We start from the raw sequence: 15061 nt of genomic DNA, 5'->3' as shown, positions 1-15061 counted from the left end.
CGTAGCGTCGGAGTCGTGCGGAGTAATCAGGTCACGCCCGTCTGGGCGGGCGCGCTGGCAGGCATCGTGGCGGGCGCCGTGGCGCTCGGCGTCGCGCAGCTCGGCGCGGGGCTGGTACGAGCCTCGTCGTTCCCGGTCCTGGCCGTGGGCGACTGGGTGGTCGACCTGTCGCCGGCGCCGCTGAAGGAGTTCGCGATCCGGACCTTCGGCGAGAACGACAAGAACGTCCTCATCGGCGGCGTGCTCGTGGTGCTCACCCTGATCGCGGCCGGCATCGGCGTCGTGGCCCGGCGCCGCCGCGCGTACGGGACGGCGGGGCTGGCGCTGTTCGGGGTGGTGGGGCTGGTGGCGGTGCTGACCAGGCCCGGCGCGACGGCCGCCGACGCGCTGCCGACGCTGGCGGGGGTGGCGGCGGGCGCCCTGGCCCTGTCCTGGATCCTCCGCCGCGCCACGCCTTCCGTCCGCGAGGTTTCCGCCGGGGACGTCGAGCGGCCCGGGGTCATGTGGGCTCCGGGCATGCCGTACGCGTTCGACCGGCGCAGGCTGCTGACCGGGGCCGCCGGGGGAGTGGTGGCCGCCGGGGCCGCCGCTGTCGTGGGCCGTTCGCTCAGTGGTGCTCGCGCCGTCGACGCGGCACGGGTCAACGTCGCGATCCCCGCGCCCGCCGTGCCGGCCCCACCCCTTCCGGCCGGAGTCGATCTCAGGATCAGGGGCCTGTCGCCGTTCGTCACCCCGAACGCCGACTTCTACCGGGTGGACACCGCGCTCATCGTCCCCCAGGTGGACCCGCGGGCGTGGACCCTGCGCGTGCACGGCCTCGTCGACCGTCCGATCGAGATCACGTACGAGGAACTGCTCAGGCGCCCGCTCATGGAGGCCGACATCACCCTCGCCTGCGTCTCCAACGAGGTCGGCGGCCCCCTCGTGGGCAACGCGCGCTGGCTCGGGGTGCGGATGGCCGACGTGCTGCGCGAGGCGGGGCTCCGCCCGGAGGCCGACATGCTGCTGTCGACCTCCTCCGACGGCTTCACCTGCGGCACGCCGGTGGACGTGGTCATGGACGGCAGGGACGCCCTGTTCGCCGTCGCGATGAACGGCGAGCCGCTTCCCGTGGCCCACGGTTTCCCGGTGCGGCAGGTGGTGCCGGGTCTGTACGGGTACGTCTCGGCGACCAAGTGGGTGGTGGACGTCAAGGCGACCAGGTTCGACACCGACGAGGCGTACTGGACGCCGCGCGGCTGGTCGGCCAGGGCGCCCATCAAGACGGAGTCCCGGATCGACGTCCCGGCGGAGGGGGCCACGGTGCCGGCGGGCCGCACGACGATCGCGGGCGTCGCCTGGGCGCAGCACAAGGGTGTCGACGCGGTGGAGGTACGGGTCGACCGGGGCGCGTGGCGGGAGGCCCGGCTCGCCCAGGTGCCCGGCCCGGACACCTGGCGGCAGTGGGCGCTCGACTGGGACGCCACGCCGGGGGATCACACGCTCGAAGTACGGGCGACGGACGCGGCCGGATACACCCAGACCGAGCAGCGCGCCCCGGTGATGCCCGACGGCGCCACCGGCTGGCACACGATCGACGTCCACGTCACCTGACTCGTCCGTTGATAGGGCGTTTGTGCTGGTAGGGCGCCCAGTCCTGGCCGAGAATCTTCCTGACTTTCGCCCCTGCGTCACGCTGTCCGCCCCTACGATCGGTCGTCGAGCAGTGACAGGAGGCAGGACGTGGCCCGCGACCGCAAGTCCGGCGTCCGGTGGGTCCTACCCGAGGGGCAGTACAACCCCGTGGTCGCAGACGGGGTGCGGTGGCTCGACTACGAGAACGCCACTGCCCCCGGACCGCCCGACTCCGAACCGACCGACCCATCCCCGACCGACCCCACGGGTGGCGGCGAACCCGTCCAGGGCAGCCGCGAAGGCCCCTGGAACTCCAGCCCGCCGCCCGCGGACGCGACGCCCCGGCCTGCCGCGAGCCCGCGTCCGGGGGAGCACGCCGAGAGCCCCGGCAACCGGCTCGCCGACGGCCCGTCCCGTTCCTGGCGCGATGACCGGAACCCTGACGTTTCGGTGCGGCGGCGGGACCGCGACGCCCCGGTGTGGCGGCAGGACAACGACGGCGCCGCTCCGCCCGCGACGTGGTGTGGTGGGGATTCTGATGGTTCGCCCACCAGCGGTCCTGGTCAGCGGGTCGGTGACGGTGCCGGCGGTCCGTCTGCGGGAGATCCGACGTGGGGTGGTGGTGCGGATTCTGGTGGTTCGCCCGCCGGAGGTGCCGGTCAGCGGGGTGGCGCGGATGCTGGTGCGTCGCCTGTTGAGGGCGCGGCGGGGCGGGGGAGTGACGGTCCGCCTGCCGGAAGGTCGTTTCGGTGGGGCGATGCGGGGCGGGACGGTTCGCCTGTCAGAGGTTCTGGTCAGCGGGGTCCGGCGACGGTGGCCCGGGGTTCCGGGTGGCCGGTGCCGCAGGAGAACCTCGCCGACCCGCCTGGTGCCGGGAGGGCCGGTACCCAAGGTGCCGGGGCGTGGGAGAACGGCGGGTTCGGGAGTGCGACACCCCGGCCTGCCGAGTCCGGCGGGAAAGCAGAGGCTCCGGAGGGTGGCGGCTCGCCGCCGTTCGAGCGGCGCGAACGCGACGAAGAGGATGGCGACTCGCGGCCGTTCGAACAGCGTGAACGCGATGCGGACGGTCAGGCCGTCGCGCCCGCTGTCCCTCCGGTGAGCTTCCTCCAGACGCGGATGACGACCGACGGCGGTGCACCGGCACCGTCCGCAGGAGAGAGCGGCGGTCCCGTACGGGCCGGTGGGCCGACGTCCTGGCCCACCCCCATGCGCCCGTACGACCACGAGCCTCCCACCGCTGATCCTCTCGATCAGGGGGCGGCCATCGCCGGTCCTCCCGATCACGGGTTGGCAGGCACCGGGCCGGTTGGTCGGGGGCCGGCGACTACCGGGCCGTTCGATCACGGGTCGGCGACTGCCGGGCCGTACGGTGAGGGGCCGGCGATTGCCGGGCCGTTCGATCAGAGGTTGGATACGGGCGGTCTCTTCGATCAGATGTCGGCGCCGGGCGGTCTCTTCGATCAGGGGTTGCCGGTCGGTGGGGTCTTCGATCAAGGGTTGGCGCCCGGCGGTCCCGGGGCCGATGGGGTGGATGCGGGGGTCAGGCGGGGGGTCGCCGAGTATGACTGGTTCGACTGGCCGCATCGGCCGCCCAAGCTGGCCGGGAGCAGGTCGTACGGGGCGCCGGGCGGGCTGGCGCGGCCGGACCCGCAGGTGGAGCAGGACCTGGCGATGGCGGTGGAGCCGGGCGCCAGGTTCCCGGACCCGCGCGGCACCTGGGTGCGGCTCATCAACGGCGGCGGGCCGGCCGACGACCCGTTCCGGGCCTCGAACGCCGCCGACTGCGCACTGGCCGTGCTGTCCACCTGGCACGGGGAACCGGCCGCCGCGGCGCCGAGGACGCCCGAGTACGACGCCATCGGGCGCCCGCTGGTCACCGGAGAGGCGGGCAGCACGGCGCGGATGGAACGCTGGGCGGGGCAGCGCTTCCAGTACGCCGGGCAGGGGCGGCACGCGTACCCGATGCTGGCCCGCCGCCTGCGGGAGGCGGGTCACGGCGCGTCGGCGATCATCGTGGTCCGCTGGCCCGCCGGCGGGTCGCACGCCTGGAACGCGGTCAACTACCTGGACGAGGTCATCTGGATCGACGCCCAGCGTGGTCACATGGCCGTCGAACCCCTCTACACCACCGTGACCGGGGTGTTCTGCGTCATCCTCGACAGGCAGGGGCAGCCGCGATGAACCTCGACCAGGCCAGGGCGCTGGCGGAGGAGTACTTCAACGGGGTGCGCCCGCAGGAGGAGGCGCTGCCGGTGGGGATCTACGGGTTCGGTGACGGGTACGTGGCGTGGGCGCGCGAGCCGGAGCCCGACGACCCGGCCCGGTTGCCGGACACGATCGGCGGCGGGTGCGTCGTCATCGACAGGTCCTCGGGCGAGGTGGTGGCCCGCCCTCTGCTGGACCCGGAGTCGGTCGCCGACCTCTGGCCCGGCCGCCACCCTCGCTGAGCGCTGCCATACGAAGTACGGAAAAAGCGCCCCTCCGCCATAGAAACGCTGGAAACTAGGGCAAGGCCGGGCGTCGCCCCCATGGACGCCCGGCCTCCCTCGGGCACGCGGCAGCGAAGGTCCCGCGCGCAACCGAGCTACACATATCCGGATTTGATCGCCTATAACTGATTTATCCGGGTTTGTGGCCAGAAGGGTCAGCCTGCCAGCGATCCCACGATCGACGCCCTGGCCGCACGCCGGCCCGGCAGCACCGCGGCCACCATGCCCGCCACCCCCGACAGCAGCACGAACAGCCCGATCTGCCACGGCGACGCGGTGAAGACCGCCCCGTCCAGCATCGCCCGCATGGCCGCCCACCCGAACACCAGGCCGAGCGCCACCCCGACCACCGCGCCGATGAGCCCGAACACCAGCGCCTCCACCGACAGCATCCGCCGCAGCTGCGCCCTGGTCAGCCCGAGCGCCCGCAGCAGCGCCGACTCCCTGGCCCGTTCGTGCACCGACAGGGAGAGCGTGTTGGCGATGCCGAGCAGCGAGATGAGGATCGACAGCCCGAGCAGCCCGGTGATGATCATCAGCAGCATGTCCAGCGTCTGGTCGAACTCCTCGCGCACCTCGGTCGAGCTCTGCACCTGGACCGTCGGGTGGGCGGCCGCGGCCGCCTCCACCACGGCCCGCGCCCGCTCGGGCGCCACGTCGTCCGCGATATCGATCAGCACCCGGCTGTCCTGGACGTCGCCGAACAGCTCCGCGAACTGCCCCGGGGCCAGGGCGAGCGTCGGCAGCGGCGACTCGTCGTCCACGACCGCCACCACCTCCAGCGGCACCGCCCCGGAGCCCGGGCCGACCCGTACCGTGTCGCCGACCCCCACCCGCAGGTCCCGCGCGGCGCGCGCGGCCACCGCCACCTGCCCGGCGGCCAGTTCGGGCAGCGCGCCGGAGACCAGCTTCGGGCTGATCGGACCCTCGTACGTGCCGACCCGCACCCTGACACCGCCCACCGTCGCGGCGGTGTCGCGGACCCGCAGCACGGCGGCGAACTCCGGCCGGTCCTTCAGCTCCTCGCCGACCGACCGGGGGATGCCGCCCTCGCGGCCCTGGGTCATGAGCGCGTAGTCCACGGGGAACTGCTCGTCCAGCTTGTCCGTGACCGTCGCCCGGGTGGACGCGGTGACCACCGAGATCAGCGTCATCAGCGTCACCCCGATCGTCAGCGCCACGGTCGTGGTCGCGGCCCGCTTGGGGTTGCGGCCCGAGTTGTCCACGGCCAGCCGCCCCGGCACCCCGAACAGCTTGGCCGGGACCCAGCCGAGCACCGCGCTCAGCGGCCTGACCAGCACCGGCCCCAGGATCAGCACCCCGAGGAAGGTCAGCATGCCGCCCGCCATCACCACGAACAGCGAGGTCTGCTCGCCCGGCGGCAGCACCAGCGCCCCGGCGCCCCCCGCGCCGAGCCCCGCCAGCAGGAACAGGGCGGCGAAGACCACCCGCGGCACGCCCGCGCGGAACGTCCGCTCCTCCACCTGCGTGCGCAGCGCGGCCACCGGCGCGACCCGGGTGGCGGTCCGCGCGGGCAGCACCGTGGCGCCGACGGTGACGGCCAGGCCCACGCCCAGGCCGACGGCGATCGTCTCCGGCGACAGCGCGAGCGCCGCCTCGGTCGGCAGCGGCGCGTCGAGGGCGCCCAGGACCGCGAGCGTGAGCGCGCCCAGCCCGTACCCGGCCGCGAGCCCGGTCACCGACGCCACCACGGCGACCACCGCCGACTCGATCAGGACCGAGCCGAACACCTGCCCGCGGGTGGCCCCGATGCAACGCAGCAGCGCCATCTCGCGGGTGCGCTGCGCCACCAGGATGCCGAACGTGTTGTAGATGACCAGCGCGGCCACCACCATCGCCACCAGGCCGAACATGAGCAGCCCGACCGTCAGCGTGCGCATCTCCAGCCCGGCCTGCCTGGCCAGGTCGGCGGCCAGTTCCTCGCCGGTCAGCACCTGGTGCCCGGCGCCCGCGGCCGCCGCCACGGCCGGCTTGAGCGCGGCCGGGTCGTCTCCGGCGACGTCGATCTCGGCGAAGCCCTCGGCGCCGGTCATCCGCTGCGCCGTCGCCGTGGTGAAGCCGACCGCGCCCGTGTAGGCGAGCTCCTGGTCGAGGCCCGGGTCCAGGAGGCCGACGAGCCGGAACACGTGCTCGCGCCCCCGGCTGTCGAGCACCTTGATCGTGTCGCCGACCCGGAAGCCCGCCGCCTCGGCCGTGTTCTCGTCGAGCACCGCCGCGTGGTCGTCGGAGCCGGGGCCGGTGCCGCTGACGATCGTCGTGCGGTCCAGCGCCCCAGGGACGATCGACACGGCCGTGGTCGGCATGCCGCCGACCGCCTTGCCGTCCTGGCCCAGCAGCGGCGCGCTGCCCCGTACCAGCCCCACGGCCTCGCGCACGCCCGGCACGGCGCGCACCCGCTCCAGCACCTCCGGCCCGATCCGCTCGCCGGGACCTTCCGGCAGTACGGCGACCGCGACCTTCTCGGCGTCGGCCGTGACCCGCTCGGCGAACCCGGCCTGGATGGTGTCGTTCAGCACGAACGTGCCGGCGATGAACGCCACCCCCAGCATGATCGCCAGGGAGGTGAGCAGCAGCCGGAGCCGGTGCGCGCGCAGCCCGGCGAGAGCCGTCCTCAGCACCTCACGCCTCCAGCTTCATCAGCGTGTCCAGCACCGTCTGCGGCGTGGGCGCGGACAGCTCGTCCACCAGCCGGCCGTCACGCAGGAACACCACCCGGTCGGCGTACGAGGCCGCCATCGGGTCGTGCGTCACCATGACGATCGTCTGCCCCAGCTCGCGCACCGACGTGCGCAGGAACGACAGCACCTCCGCGCCGCTGCGCGAGTCCAGGTTGCCCGTCGGCTCGTCCGCGAAGATCACCTGCGGCTTGCTGATCAGCGCCCTGGCCACCGCGACCCGCTGCTGCTGGCCGCCGGACAGCTCCGCCGGCCGGTGCCCCAGCCGGTCGCGCAGCCCCACGGTGTCGATCACCCGGTCGTACAGCACCTGGTCGGGCCGGCGGTCGGCGATCCGCAGCGGCAGCAGGATGTTCTCCTCGGCGCTCAGCGTGGGCAGCAGGTTGAACGCCTGGAAGACGAAGCCGATCCGCTCCCTGCGCAGCAGCGTGAGCCGCTTGTCACTGAGCCCGGTCAGCTCCACCTCGCCGACGCGCACGGTGCCGGAGGTGGCCGTGTCGAGGCCCGCCAGGCAGTGCATCAGCGTGGACTTGCCCGAGCCCGACGGGCCCATGATGGCCGTGAAGGCGCCGGTGCCGAAGGACACGTCCACCTCGCGCAGCGCGTGCACCCGGGCGTCGCCCTCGCCGTACACCTTGGTCAGCGCCTCGGCCACCACGGCGGGGTGCCGGGTCTTCGTGAAAGTCACGTCCACTCCTCGTTGGCATCTGAAGAACGCGACTCACGCTATGGCCGGAAATTTCGTGATCCATGGGCCCTGAGGAGGGACTTCTCCTGCGACGCCAGACGACCCCACTCAGCCGTTCGGCCGATGCGACGGCACGATCAGGCCCGCCTCGTACGCGTACACCACGACCTGCGCCCGGTCCCGCAGCCCCAGCTTGGCCAGCACCCGCCCCAGATGCGTCTTCACCGTGGCCTCCGCCACCTCCAGCTCGGCGGCGATCTCCAGGTTGGAGCGCCCTCGCGCCACCATCAGCAGCACCTCACGCTCGCGCGGCGTCAGCTCCGCCGCCGCGGCCGGCGCCTCCGACGGCAGGTGGACGGCGAACCGGTCGAGCATCCGCTTCAGCGTGCGCGGCGACACCACCGCGTCACCCGCGTGCACCGAACGGATCGCGCTCACCAGCTCCGCCGGCGGCACGTCCTTCAGCAGGAAGCCCGAGGCCCCCGCCCTGATGGCCGCGAACGCGTACTCGTCCAGGTCGAACGTCGTCAGGATGAGCACCTTCGGCCCCCTGATGTGGCCGATCGCCTCCACCCCGTCCATCCGCGGCATGCGCACGTCCATGAGCACCACGTCCACCTCGACGGACCGCAGCAGCTCCACCGCCCGCAGCCCGTCGCCCGCCTCGGCGACCACCTCGATGTCGGGCTGCGCGCCCAGCACCATGCGGAACCCGGCCCGCAGCAGCTCCTGGTCGTCCACCAGCATCACCCGGATCACCTGGTCCACCCCGACCTCCCTAAGCCGCCCTGACCCGCGGCACCGGCAGCCTGGCCAGCACCTCGAAGCCGCCACCCGGCCGCGGCCCCGCCGAGACCTCCCCGCCGTACATGCCGACCCGCTCCCGCATCCCCACCAGCCCGTGGCCGCCGGAGGCGAGCGGCGCCGCCGCCCCCCTGCCGTCATCGGTCACCCGCACCACCAGCTCGGAGCCGCGGCAATCCAGCTCCACCAGGGCGCGCGCGTCCGGGCCGCCGTGCTTGAGCGCGTTCGTCAGCGCCTCCTGGACGATGCGGTAGACGGCGAGCTGCACCCCTTCCGGCAGCTCGCCCGGCGTGCCCGTGACCCGCAGCGTGGCCGGCACGCCCGCCCCGCGCACCAGGTCCTCCAGCTGCGCCAGCCCCGGCTGCGGCGTGTAGTCGGTGCCCCCGCCCGCGCCCTCGTCCTCCCTGAGCACGCCCACCAGCCTGCGCATCTCCGCCAGCGCCTCCCGCCCGGTACGGGAGATCGTCCGCACCGCCAGCCGGGCCTGCTCCGGGTCGGAGGCGATCGCGTAACCCGCGCCGTCGGCCTGCACCACCATGACGCTCACATGGTGGGCCACCACGTCGTGCAGCTCCCTGGCGATCCGCGCCCGCTCGGCCGCCGCGGCCATCTTGGCCCGCTGGTCGCGCTCCAGCTCCGCCCGCCTGGCCCGCTCCTCCAGGCTCTCCAGGTAGCGCCTGCGCGTGCTCGCGTACAGCCCGGCCAGCCAGACCGTCACCACGAGGATCGAACCGGTCGTGAACATGCCCAGCGTGGGCGTGTCCCACCGCACCAGCGCCAGGAACACCCCCAGCTCGGCCACCAGCAGCGCCGCCAGCGCCCACCGGAACGCGCACCGCGCGGCCACCGCCCAGAGCGCCACCAGCACCACGAAGTTGGCCGGCAGCACGTCCACGCTCGCCGCCCACTGGCCGAAGCTCACCAGCGCGACACCCGCGAACGCCGCCACCGGCCGCCGCCACCACACGAACAGCGGCGCCAGCAGCACCAGCGTCAAGAAGACGTAGCCGGTCACCCCGCCGGGCTCGTAGAACACCTGCGGGACCGCCGGCAGCAGGCACAGCACCGCGACGGGCGCCACCCGGAGGGCGTCCATCAGCCTCCCGCGGCGCGCCGACCACGCCCTCACCTTGCCGAACACATCCTCACGATACGGATGCCGCCAACCACTCGGCTCAGCCTTGAGGGGGAAGTACGCGTACAACCCAGGTCTTACGCCACGCTTACGGGTGCTGCGGCAATCTAGTTCCCGGGAGCGCCCTCCGGGGCGAGTAAAGGGAGATCGTGATGGCGGATCATGATCGTGACGCCGGGTCGCGCGGTGAAGAGGAACCACCGCGCGACCCGAACCGCCGGGACACCCGCCCCACGCCTTACGGTGATCTCGGGCCTGGCCCGTACTCCGGCCCCGGCTGGGGCCCTCTGCCCGCACCGCCCGCCAAGCCCACCCTCCGCGACTTCCTGCGCCGCAAGCAGACCCAGGTCGTCGGCGCCGGGCTCGCCGGCCTCGTCGTGGGCGGCCTCATCGGCGGCGGCGCCGTCGCCCTGACCGGCGCCCTCTGGGCCCGCCCCGGCCCGACGGACTCCTGGCAGCGGCCCGGCGAGCGCCCGCCGGTCTGCCTCCGCATCGAGGGCCGCGTCATCTGCGACCTCGAACCGGCGCCCCTCCCGACGCGCGTCGGCTAGATCCCCAGGTTCTCCGATCCGATACGGGGAATGAACCCGTGGCAGCCGAACCCCGGGAACACCATGCCGACACAAGAGCCCATCACGCCCGCCCAGTCCGAAGCGTCCGACCAGCCCCTCATCGCCCTCGTGCCCGAGCCGCGCGGCCTCGACGCGCTCGCCGCCGTCGACGGCGTCACCGCGCTCCTGTACGACGTGCGCGACGAACCGCCGGAAGGCGCCGAGGCGGCTGAGGTCATGGTCATCCCCTCCCGCCCGGTGGACCGCGTGCTCGCCCTCGTCGACCGGCTGCCCGCGCTCCGGCTCGTGCAGACGCTCAGCGCCGGCACCGACAACTGGACCGGCCGCCTGCCCGCCCACGTCACCCTGTCGAACGCGCGCGGCGCCCACGGCCCCGCCGTCGCCGAATGGGCCGCCGCCACCCTGCTGGCCGTCGCCCGCGACCTGCCCGCCTTCGCCGCCGACCAGGCCGCCGCCCGCTGGAACCCGCACGTCGCCGAGACGCTCTGGGACAAGCGGGTGCTCATCCTCGGCGCCGGCGACCTCGGCGTCCAGCTCCGCGCCCGCCTGGAGCCGTTCGGCCCGCACATCACGATGATGGCCCGCCACCCCCGCCCCGGCGTCGTCACCATGGCCGACCTCCCGGCCCTCCTGCCCGCCCAGGACGTGGTCGCCCTCATGCTGCCCCTCACCCCCGGCACCCACCACCTCGCCGACAAGGACTTCCTCGCGGCCATGAAGGACGGCGCCATCCTCCTCAACGCGGCCCGCGGCCCCGTCGTCGACACCCAGGCCCTGCTCGCCGAGACCCGCACCGGCCGCCTGCGCGCCATCCTCGACGTCACCGACCCCGAACCCCTTCCCCCGGACCACCCCCTCTGGCACACCCCCGGGGTCCTCATCACCCCGCACGTGGCAGGCGACGTCCCCCAGGCGGACGCCCGCGCCTGGCAGGTGGCCGCCGCTCAGATAGCCCAGTACGCCCGCGGTGAACGACCGGCCAACACGGTCTCGTGATCTACAGCAGAAATCGCCACGCAGGGAGCACGATCTGCCGGCGAGAATGAAGGAAAATGTAGGGCCGATGGGATTCGAACCCACACTGCCAGCCACCTAAAGACTGTGCCTCTGCCATTGGGCTACGGCCCCTTCGCCTTTCCCCTGCCCGCGAAGTTGGCGGTCTGAGAATGGCAATTCGGACAGAGGAATCGCAAATTCTCCTGTCGATTGTCGAGCCAATCACCGTTGATGTGGTCGACATGGAGAGTGAGCGGCTTTCCCTGCCACGTGCCGTCAATCCTACAGCCTGCGCAGGCGTAGGGCAGCCCGGCTTCCCGCAACGCCCGGCGCAGCGCGGGCGCCTTCTCGCGGATGGACGCCGGCGGGCGGAGGACGAGGATCTCCTGATAGGGGCGCAGGGTGGGAGATCTCCTGCCCTTGCCGTGCGCCCTCCCCACGAAATGGGAGGTGTCGATGGCGAAGTGCTTCAGCCGGCGGCTGATGTGTGCATGACTGCCGCCGGTCCATCTGATGCCCAGGCGGCGGAGCACATCGGCAACGCTGAGAGAAGTCGCCGCCGCCTCGGCGAGCATCGCTCGCGTGTACTTCTGATAAGCGGCCATGTCGTAAAGCTAGAAAAGCCGGCCGACAGTTTCAGTGTTTGCGGACGAGCGAAGTCCTTTTGGTCAGGAAAGGCCGAGTTTCTTCTTGAGGCTTGCGACGTGGCCGGTGGCTCGCACGTTGTACAGCGCCTGTTCGATCTTTCCGGCGGGGTCGATGACGAAGGTGGAGCGGATGACGCCCTCGACCTCCTTGCCGTACAGCTTCTTGAGCCCGAACGCGCCGTACGCCTTGTGGATCTCCAGCTCGGGGTCCGACAGGAGCGGGAAGGTCAGGGCGTCGCGTTCGGCGAACTTGGCGAGTTTGGCGGGCTTGTCCTTGGAGACGCCGAGGACGACGTAGCCCTCGTCGGTGAGCCGGCCGAGGTTGTCGCGGAAGTCGCAGGCCTGTTTGGTGCAGCCGGGTGTCATGGCGGCGGGGTAGAAGTAGAGGATCACGCGCTTGCCGCGGTGGTCGGCGAGAGAGACGCTGCCGCCGTCGGAGGTGGGCAGCGTGAACTCGGGCGCGGCGTCGCCGGGCGCGAGCTTGGATTCGGTCATCAGGTCCTCCCGTGGTTCTCCTGGAGAACCTACCGGCCGGGCTGGCGTGCCGTCCGGGGTGATGACCTGACAGACTGATCGTCACGAGCAGGAGCGCGCCGGAAGGAGAGTCATGGCTGACACCGATCCTGATGAGCTGGAGCGGCGGATCGCGCGGACGCGCGCGGAGTTGGCGCAGACGGTGGATGCCATCGCCGACCGGGTGAGCCCGAAGCGGGTCGCCGAGCGCACGGTGGCGGATGTGAAGACCAGGGCGGGCAACCTGGTGGCGCAGGTGAGTGACGCGCTGGGCATGTCGCCGCGGCCGGTGGAGCTGGGGCAGGACCCTGAGCGGCTGTGGGACGAGGAGCCGCCGGATCTGGCCCCGGTGCTGATCGGGGTGGGCGCGGTGCTGGTGCTGGGGGCGGCCGTGGTGCTGTGGCGGCGGCGCAGGCGCCGGTAGCGGTCAGAGGAACACGGCGGCGGTAAGCGGTCAGAGGAACGTCCTGCCCTCGCCGCGGTAGGTCGGCACGGATTCCACGACGGTGTCGCCGTCGACGAGGTGGAGGGTGTCGAAGCGCTCGCACAGCTCGCCCGCCTTGGCGTGCCTGAACCAGACGCGGTCGCCGACGCGCAGGTCCTCGGCTGCCTGGCCGGTGAGGGGGGTCTGCACCTCGCCCGCGCCCTCGTCGCGGCTGTAGCGCAGGCCGGCGGGCAGGTACGGCTGGGGCGCGCGGCCGGTGCCCGGGGGGCCGGAGGCGATGTAGCCGCCGCCGAGCACGGTCACGGTGTCCGGTGAGGGACGGCGCACGACGGGGAGCGCGAACATCGCGGCGGGGTGGCCGGTGAAGCCGCGGTAGAAGTCGAACAACCTGGGGTGGAAGAGCCCGGATCCGGCGGCGACCTCGGTGACGGCCTTCTCGCGTACGGTGCGTTCGATGGAGCCGGTGCCGCCGCCGTTGACGAACTCGAGGTCGGCGACCTGGCGGACGGCGTTGACGATGCGGCCGCGGCGCATCACGAGCTCTCTGGCCGAGAGGGTCTGCATGAGCCGCACGACGCGGCCGTAGGCGGCGCTCTGGGGGGCGTCGCCGACGCCGGCGATCTGGGCCTCGTACGCGAGCAGTCCCGCCAGCCGGTAGCCGGGGCGTTTGGCGATGTCGGCGGCCAGGCGGGCGGCCTGGTCGGCGTCGCGGACGGGGGAGCGCAGCGCGCCGGCCCTGAACCGGCCGCCGAGGGCGACGAAGCCGGCGTCGATGTCGAGGCAGAGCCGGATCTCGTGCCGGGGGTGGACTCCGGAGAGCGCCTGGTCCAGGTAGGCGAGGTGGTCGGCCGAGTCGACGGTGATCGTGATGTGCCGGGCGGCGTCGGCGTCCGCGGCCAGGGCGGCGAGGGCCTGCCGGTCGGCGGTGGGGTAGGCGACGAGGATGTCGGTGCGGCCTCGGGACGCGAGCCAGAGCGCCTCGGGGAGGGTGAACGCCATCAGGCCGCGGAAGCCCTCGATGGCCAGCACCCGCTCCAGCAGCGGCCGGGATCGGAGTGATTTGGTGGCCACCCTGATCGGCTTGCCCGCGGCCCGGCGCACCATGCTCGCGGCGTTGGCGCGCATCGCGGCCAGGTCGAGGATGGCGAACGGCGGCTCGAGCGCGGCGGTGGCACGGTCGTAGCGCTGGCGGTCGTCCATACCGGCAGCGTAACGGCATAACCGGCAATTGAACATGAGGCTGATTCGCATTGATCGCATGGCCCGTAATGATCCTGCAAACGGGCGGCGGGGACACGGTCGAGCGGGAGCCTCGCCCGTGTACCTCTGATGGTTGTGATGACCACGCTCCAGCAGCTTCTGCCCGGTACCTCCGCCGCGGTGCGCGACTCCCCGGTCCGCAGATCCCGCCGGGTGCTCCGACCAGCCAGAACGCCCGCCGGTGTGGCCGTGGCGGCGCTGCTGACCGCCGGACTCGGGCTCCTCGCCGCGGAGATCGTCGCGGGCCTGTGGGCCCGGCCGCTCGGCCTGGTGCCGATCGACGAGGCCGCCGCGCTGGCGTCCGCGTCATCGTGGAAGGATCTGTCGGCGCCCGCGCTGGGGGTCGCGGGCCTGGGGCTGGGCCTGCTCCTGCTGGCGGTGCTGCCGGGCCGGTGCAGGCTCATACCCGTGGAGACCACGGACCCACTGATCGTCATCGGCATCACCCGCTCCGGCCTGCGCCGCACGCTGCGCGAGGTCGCGCGGCAGGCCGACGGGGTGGACCGGGTCAGGGTACGGCTGCGCAGGCGGCGCATCGAGGTCACCGTGGTGACCGGCCCCGAGTCGTCGGGCGCGATGCTCAGGCAGGTGGGCACCGCGGTGGGCGACCGGCTGGCGGGGCTGGGCACGCTCGGCACGGGTGAGGTCGTGGTGCGGCTGCGCAGGAAGGGGCTGTGATGCGGCAGTACGGGGGCAACCGCCTGGGGCTGGCCGTGGTGGGCGCGGTGCTGCTGATCGCCGGCGGCTTCGCCTGGCTGCGCGGCCAGGGCCAGCTGCGCGGGCTGTCGCCGCGGGCCAGGGTGCTGCCGGAGCGCACCGCCGACGCTCTGAGCGGGCAGCCGTGGGTGCCCTGGCTGGTGGCCCTGGTGCTGGTGGTGCTCGCGCTGGTGACGCTCCGGTGGCTGCTGCTGAGCCTCGGCTGGGGCCGGTTCGGGACGCGGTCCGGTACGGGCACGGCGATGCTCTGCGTGGGCCTCAAGGACGTGGAAGGGCTGTCGCGGGCGGCGGTGCGGGTGCTCGGCGAGCTGGAAGGCGCGGCCCGGCTGCGGATCTCGCTCTCCTGCCCGCCGGGGGCGGACGTGGGCGCGGTGGTGGGCAAGCTGGACCGGGAGATCGTCGGCCGCATCCGGCGTGAGGTCCGCGACGACGAGCTGGGCGCGGTGGTCCGCATCCACGTCCGTCGCTAGACCTCACGCTGCCTG

At 73.1% G+C, this 15061-nt stretch carries 15 protein-coding genes and 1 tRNA gene; 8 read left to right on the top strand and 8 right to left on the bottom strand.

All coding sequences use genetic code 11. The features are described from left to right. Nucleotides 1-15: 15 nt before the first annotated feature. From ABD999_RS07495 to ABD999_RS07485, 3 genes are all read left to right on the top strand, one after another. A complete protein-coding gene (locus tag ABD999_RS07495; RefSeq protein ID WP_271279084.1) occupies nucleotides 16-1593 on the top strand; it encodes a molybdopterin-dependent oxidoreductase in 1578 nt (525 codons plus the stop codon). A 1548-nt stretch (nucleotides 1594-3141) separates the two neighbouring features. Further along, on the top strand, nucleotides 3142-3795 hold the full coding sequence (locus tag ABD999_RS07490) for a toxin glutamine deamidase domain-containing protein (protein ID WP_271279083.1): 654 nt from the start codon (nucleotides 3142-3144) through the stop codon (nucleotides 3793-3795). Continuing rightward, nucleotides 3792-4061, top strand: coding sequence for a hypothetical protein (locus ABD999_RS07485; RefSeq protein WP_148033860.1), 270 nt, complete (start codon nucleotides 3792-3794; stop codon nucleotides 4059-4061). Before ABD999_RS07490 ends, ABD999_RS07485 begins: the two co-directional genes overlap by 4 nt. A 197-nt stretch (nucleotides 4062-4258) precedes the next feature. Here ABD999_RS07485 and ABD999_RS07480 read toward each other — a convergent pair whose 3' ends face one another. The 4 genes from ABD999_RS07480 to ABD999_RS07465 all read right to left on the bottom strand — a co-directional run bounded on the left by ABD999_RS07480 (nucleotide 4259) and on the right by ABD999_RS07465 (nucleotide 9432). After that, the gene (locus ABD999_RS07480) at nucleotides 4259-6742 is read right to left on the bottom strand and encodes an ABC transporter permease (protein ID WP_271279082.1); all 2484 of its coding nucleotides are present in this window, start codon (nucleotides 6740-6742) and stop codon (nucleotides 4259-4261) included. Between the two features lies 1 nt (nucleotide 6743). Continuing rightward, nucleotides 6744-7487 (bottom strand): ABC transporter ATP-binding protein, encoded by a 744-nt coding sequence (locus ABD999_RS07475; RefSeq protein ID WP_271279081.1) that lies wholly within the window; start codon nucleotides 7485-7487, stop codon nucleotides 6744-6746. 108 nt (nucleotides 7488-7595) lie between these two features. Continuing rightward, nucleotides 7596-8246: a response regulator transcription factor gene (locus tag ABD999_RS07470; RefSeq protein ID WP_222709198.1), complete on the bottom strand. Its 651-nt coding sequence runs from the start codon at nucleotides 8244-8246 to the stop codon at nucleotides 7596-7598. 19 nt (nucleotides 8247-8265) lie between these two features. Then, entirely contained in the window at nucleotides 8266-9432 is a 1167-nt protein-coding gene (locus ABD999_RS07465; RefSeq protein WP_271279080.1) for a sensor histidine kinase, read from the bottom strand. A 146-nt stretch (nucleotides 9433-9578) separates the two neighbouring features. Between ABD999_RS07465 and ABD999_RS07460 the strand changes: the two genes are divergently transcribed. Then, nucleotides 9579-9977 (top strand): hypothetical protein, encoded by a 399-nt coding sequence (locus tag ABD999_RS07460; protein WP_345482634.1) that lies wholly within the window; start codon nucleotides 9579-9581, stop codon nucleotides 9975-9977. Nucleotides 9978-10040: 63 nt separating this feature from the next. Beyond that, nucleotides 10041-10994, top strand: a complete 954-nt coding sequence (locus ABD999_RS07455; protein WP_271279078.1) for a 2-hydroxyacid dehydrogenase — start codon at nucleotides 10041-10043, stop codon at nucleotides 10992-10994. A 59-nt stretch (nucleotides 10995-11053) separates the two neighbouring features. On the opposite strand, the gene ABD999_RS07450 is transcribed toward ABD999_RS07455, so the two are convergent. The 3 genes from ABD999_RS07450 to bcp form a co-directional block, all read right to left on the bottom strand. Next, nucleotides 11054-11126, bottom strand: a tRNA-Leu gene (locus tag ABD999_RS07450). Next, nucleotides 11117-11599, bottom strand: coding sequence for an HNH endonuclease signature motif containing protein (locus ABD999_RS07445; protein ID WP_271279077.1), 483 nt, complete (start codon nucleotides 11597-11599; stop codon nucleotides 11117-11119). The genes ABD999_RS07450 and ABD999_RS07445 overlap by 10 nt, the downstream gene beginning before the upstream one ends. Before the next feature lie 63 nt (nucleotides 11600-11662). Then, on the bottom strand, nucleotides 11663-12136 hold the full coding sequence (bcp, locus tag ABD999_RS07440) for a thioredoxin-dependent thiol peroxidase (protein WP_148033853.1): 474 nt from the start codon (nucleotides 12134-12136) through the stop codon (nucleotides 11663-11665). 112 nt (nucleotides 12137-12248) lie between these two features. On the opposite strand from bcp, the gene ABD999_RS07435 reads away from it, so the two are divergent. Beyond that, nucleotides 12249-12578, top strand: a complete 330-nt coding sequence (locus ABD999_RS07435) for a DUF3618 domain-containing protein (RefSeq protein WP_148033852.1) — start codon at nucleotides 12249-12251, stop codon at nucleotides 12576-12578. Between the two features lie 30 nt (nucleotides 12579-12608). Here ABD999_RS07435 and ABD999_RS07430 read toward each other — a convergent pair whose 3' ends face one another. After that, entirely contained in the window at nucleotides 12609-13799 is a 1191-nt protein-coding gene (locus ABD999_RS07430; RefSeq protein ID WP_271279076.1) for an amino acid deaminase/aldolase, read from the bottom strand. A 138-nt stretch (nucleotides 13800-13937) separates the two neighbouring features. Between ABD999_RS07430 and ABD999_RS07425 the strand changes: the two genes are divergently transcribed. Further along, the gene (locus ABD999_RS07425; RefSeq protein ID WP_271279075.1) at nucleotides 13938-14537 is read left to right on the top strand and encodes a DUF6286 domain-containing protein; all 600 of its coding nucleotides are present in this window, start codon (nucleotides 13938-13940) and stop codon (nucleotides 14535-14537) included. Further along, on the top strand, nucleotides 14537-15046 hold the full coding sequence (locus ABD999_RS07420) for a hypothetical protein (RefSeq protein ID WP_271279074.1): 510 nt from the start codon (nucleotides 14537-14539) through the stop codon (nucleotides 15044-15046). The genes ABD999_RS07425 and ABD999_RS07420 overlap by 1 nt, the downstream gene beginning before the upstream one ends. The last annotated feature ends 15 nt before the right edge of the window (nucleotides 15047-15061 follow it).

The organism is Nonomuraea ferruginea (assembly GCF_039540635.1).
In the GTDB taxonomy this organism is placed as follows: domain Bacteria; phylum Actinomycetota; class Actinomycetes; order Streptosporangiales; family Streptosporangiaceae; genus Nonomuraea; species Nonomuraea ferruginea.
The sequence above is the reverse complement of the archived record's forward strand: the minus strand, read 5'-3'. Positions and strand labels throughout refer to the sequence as shown.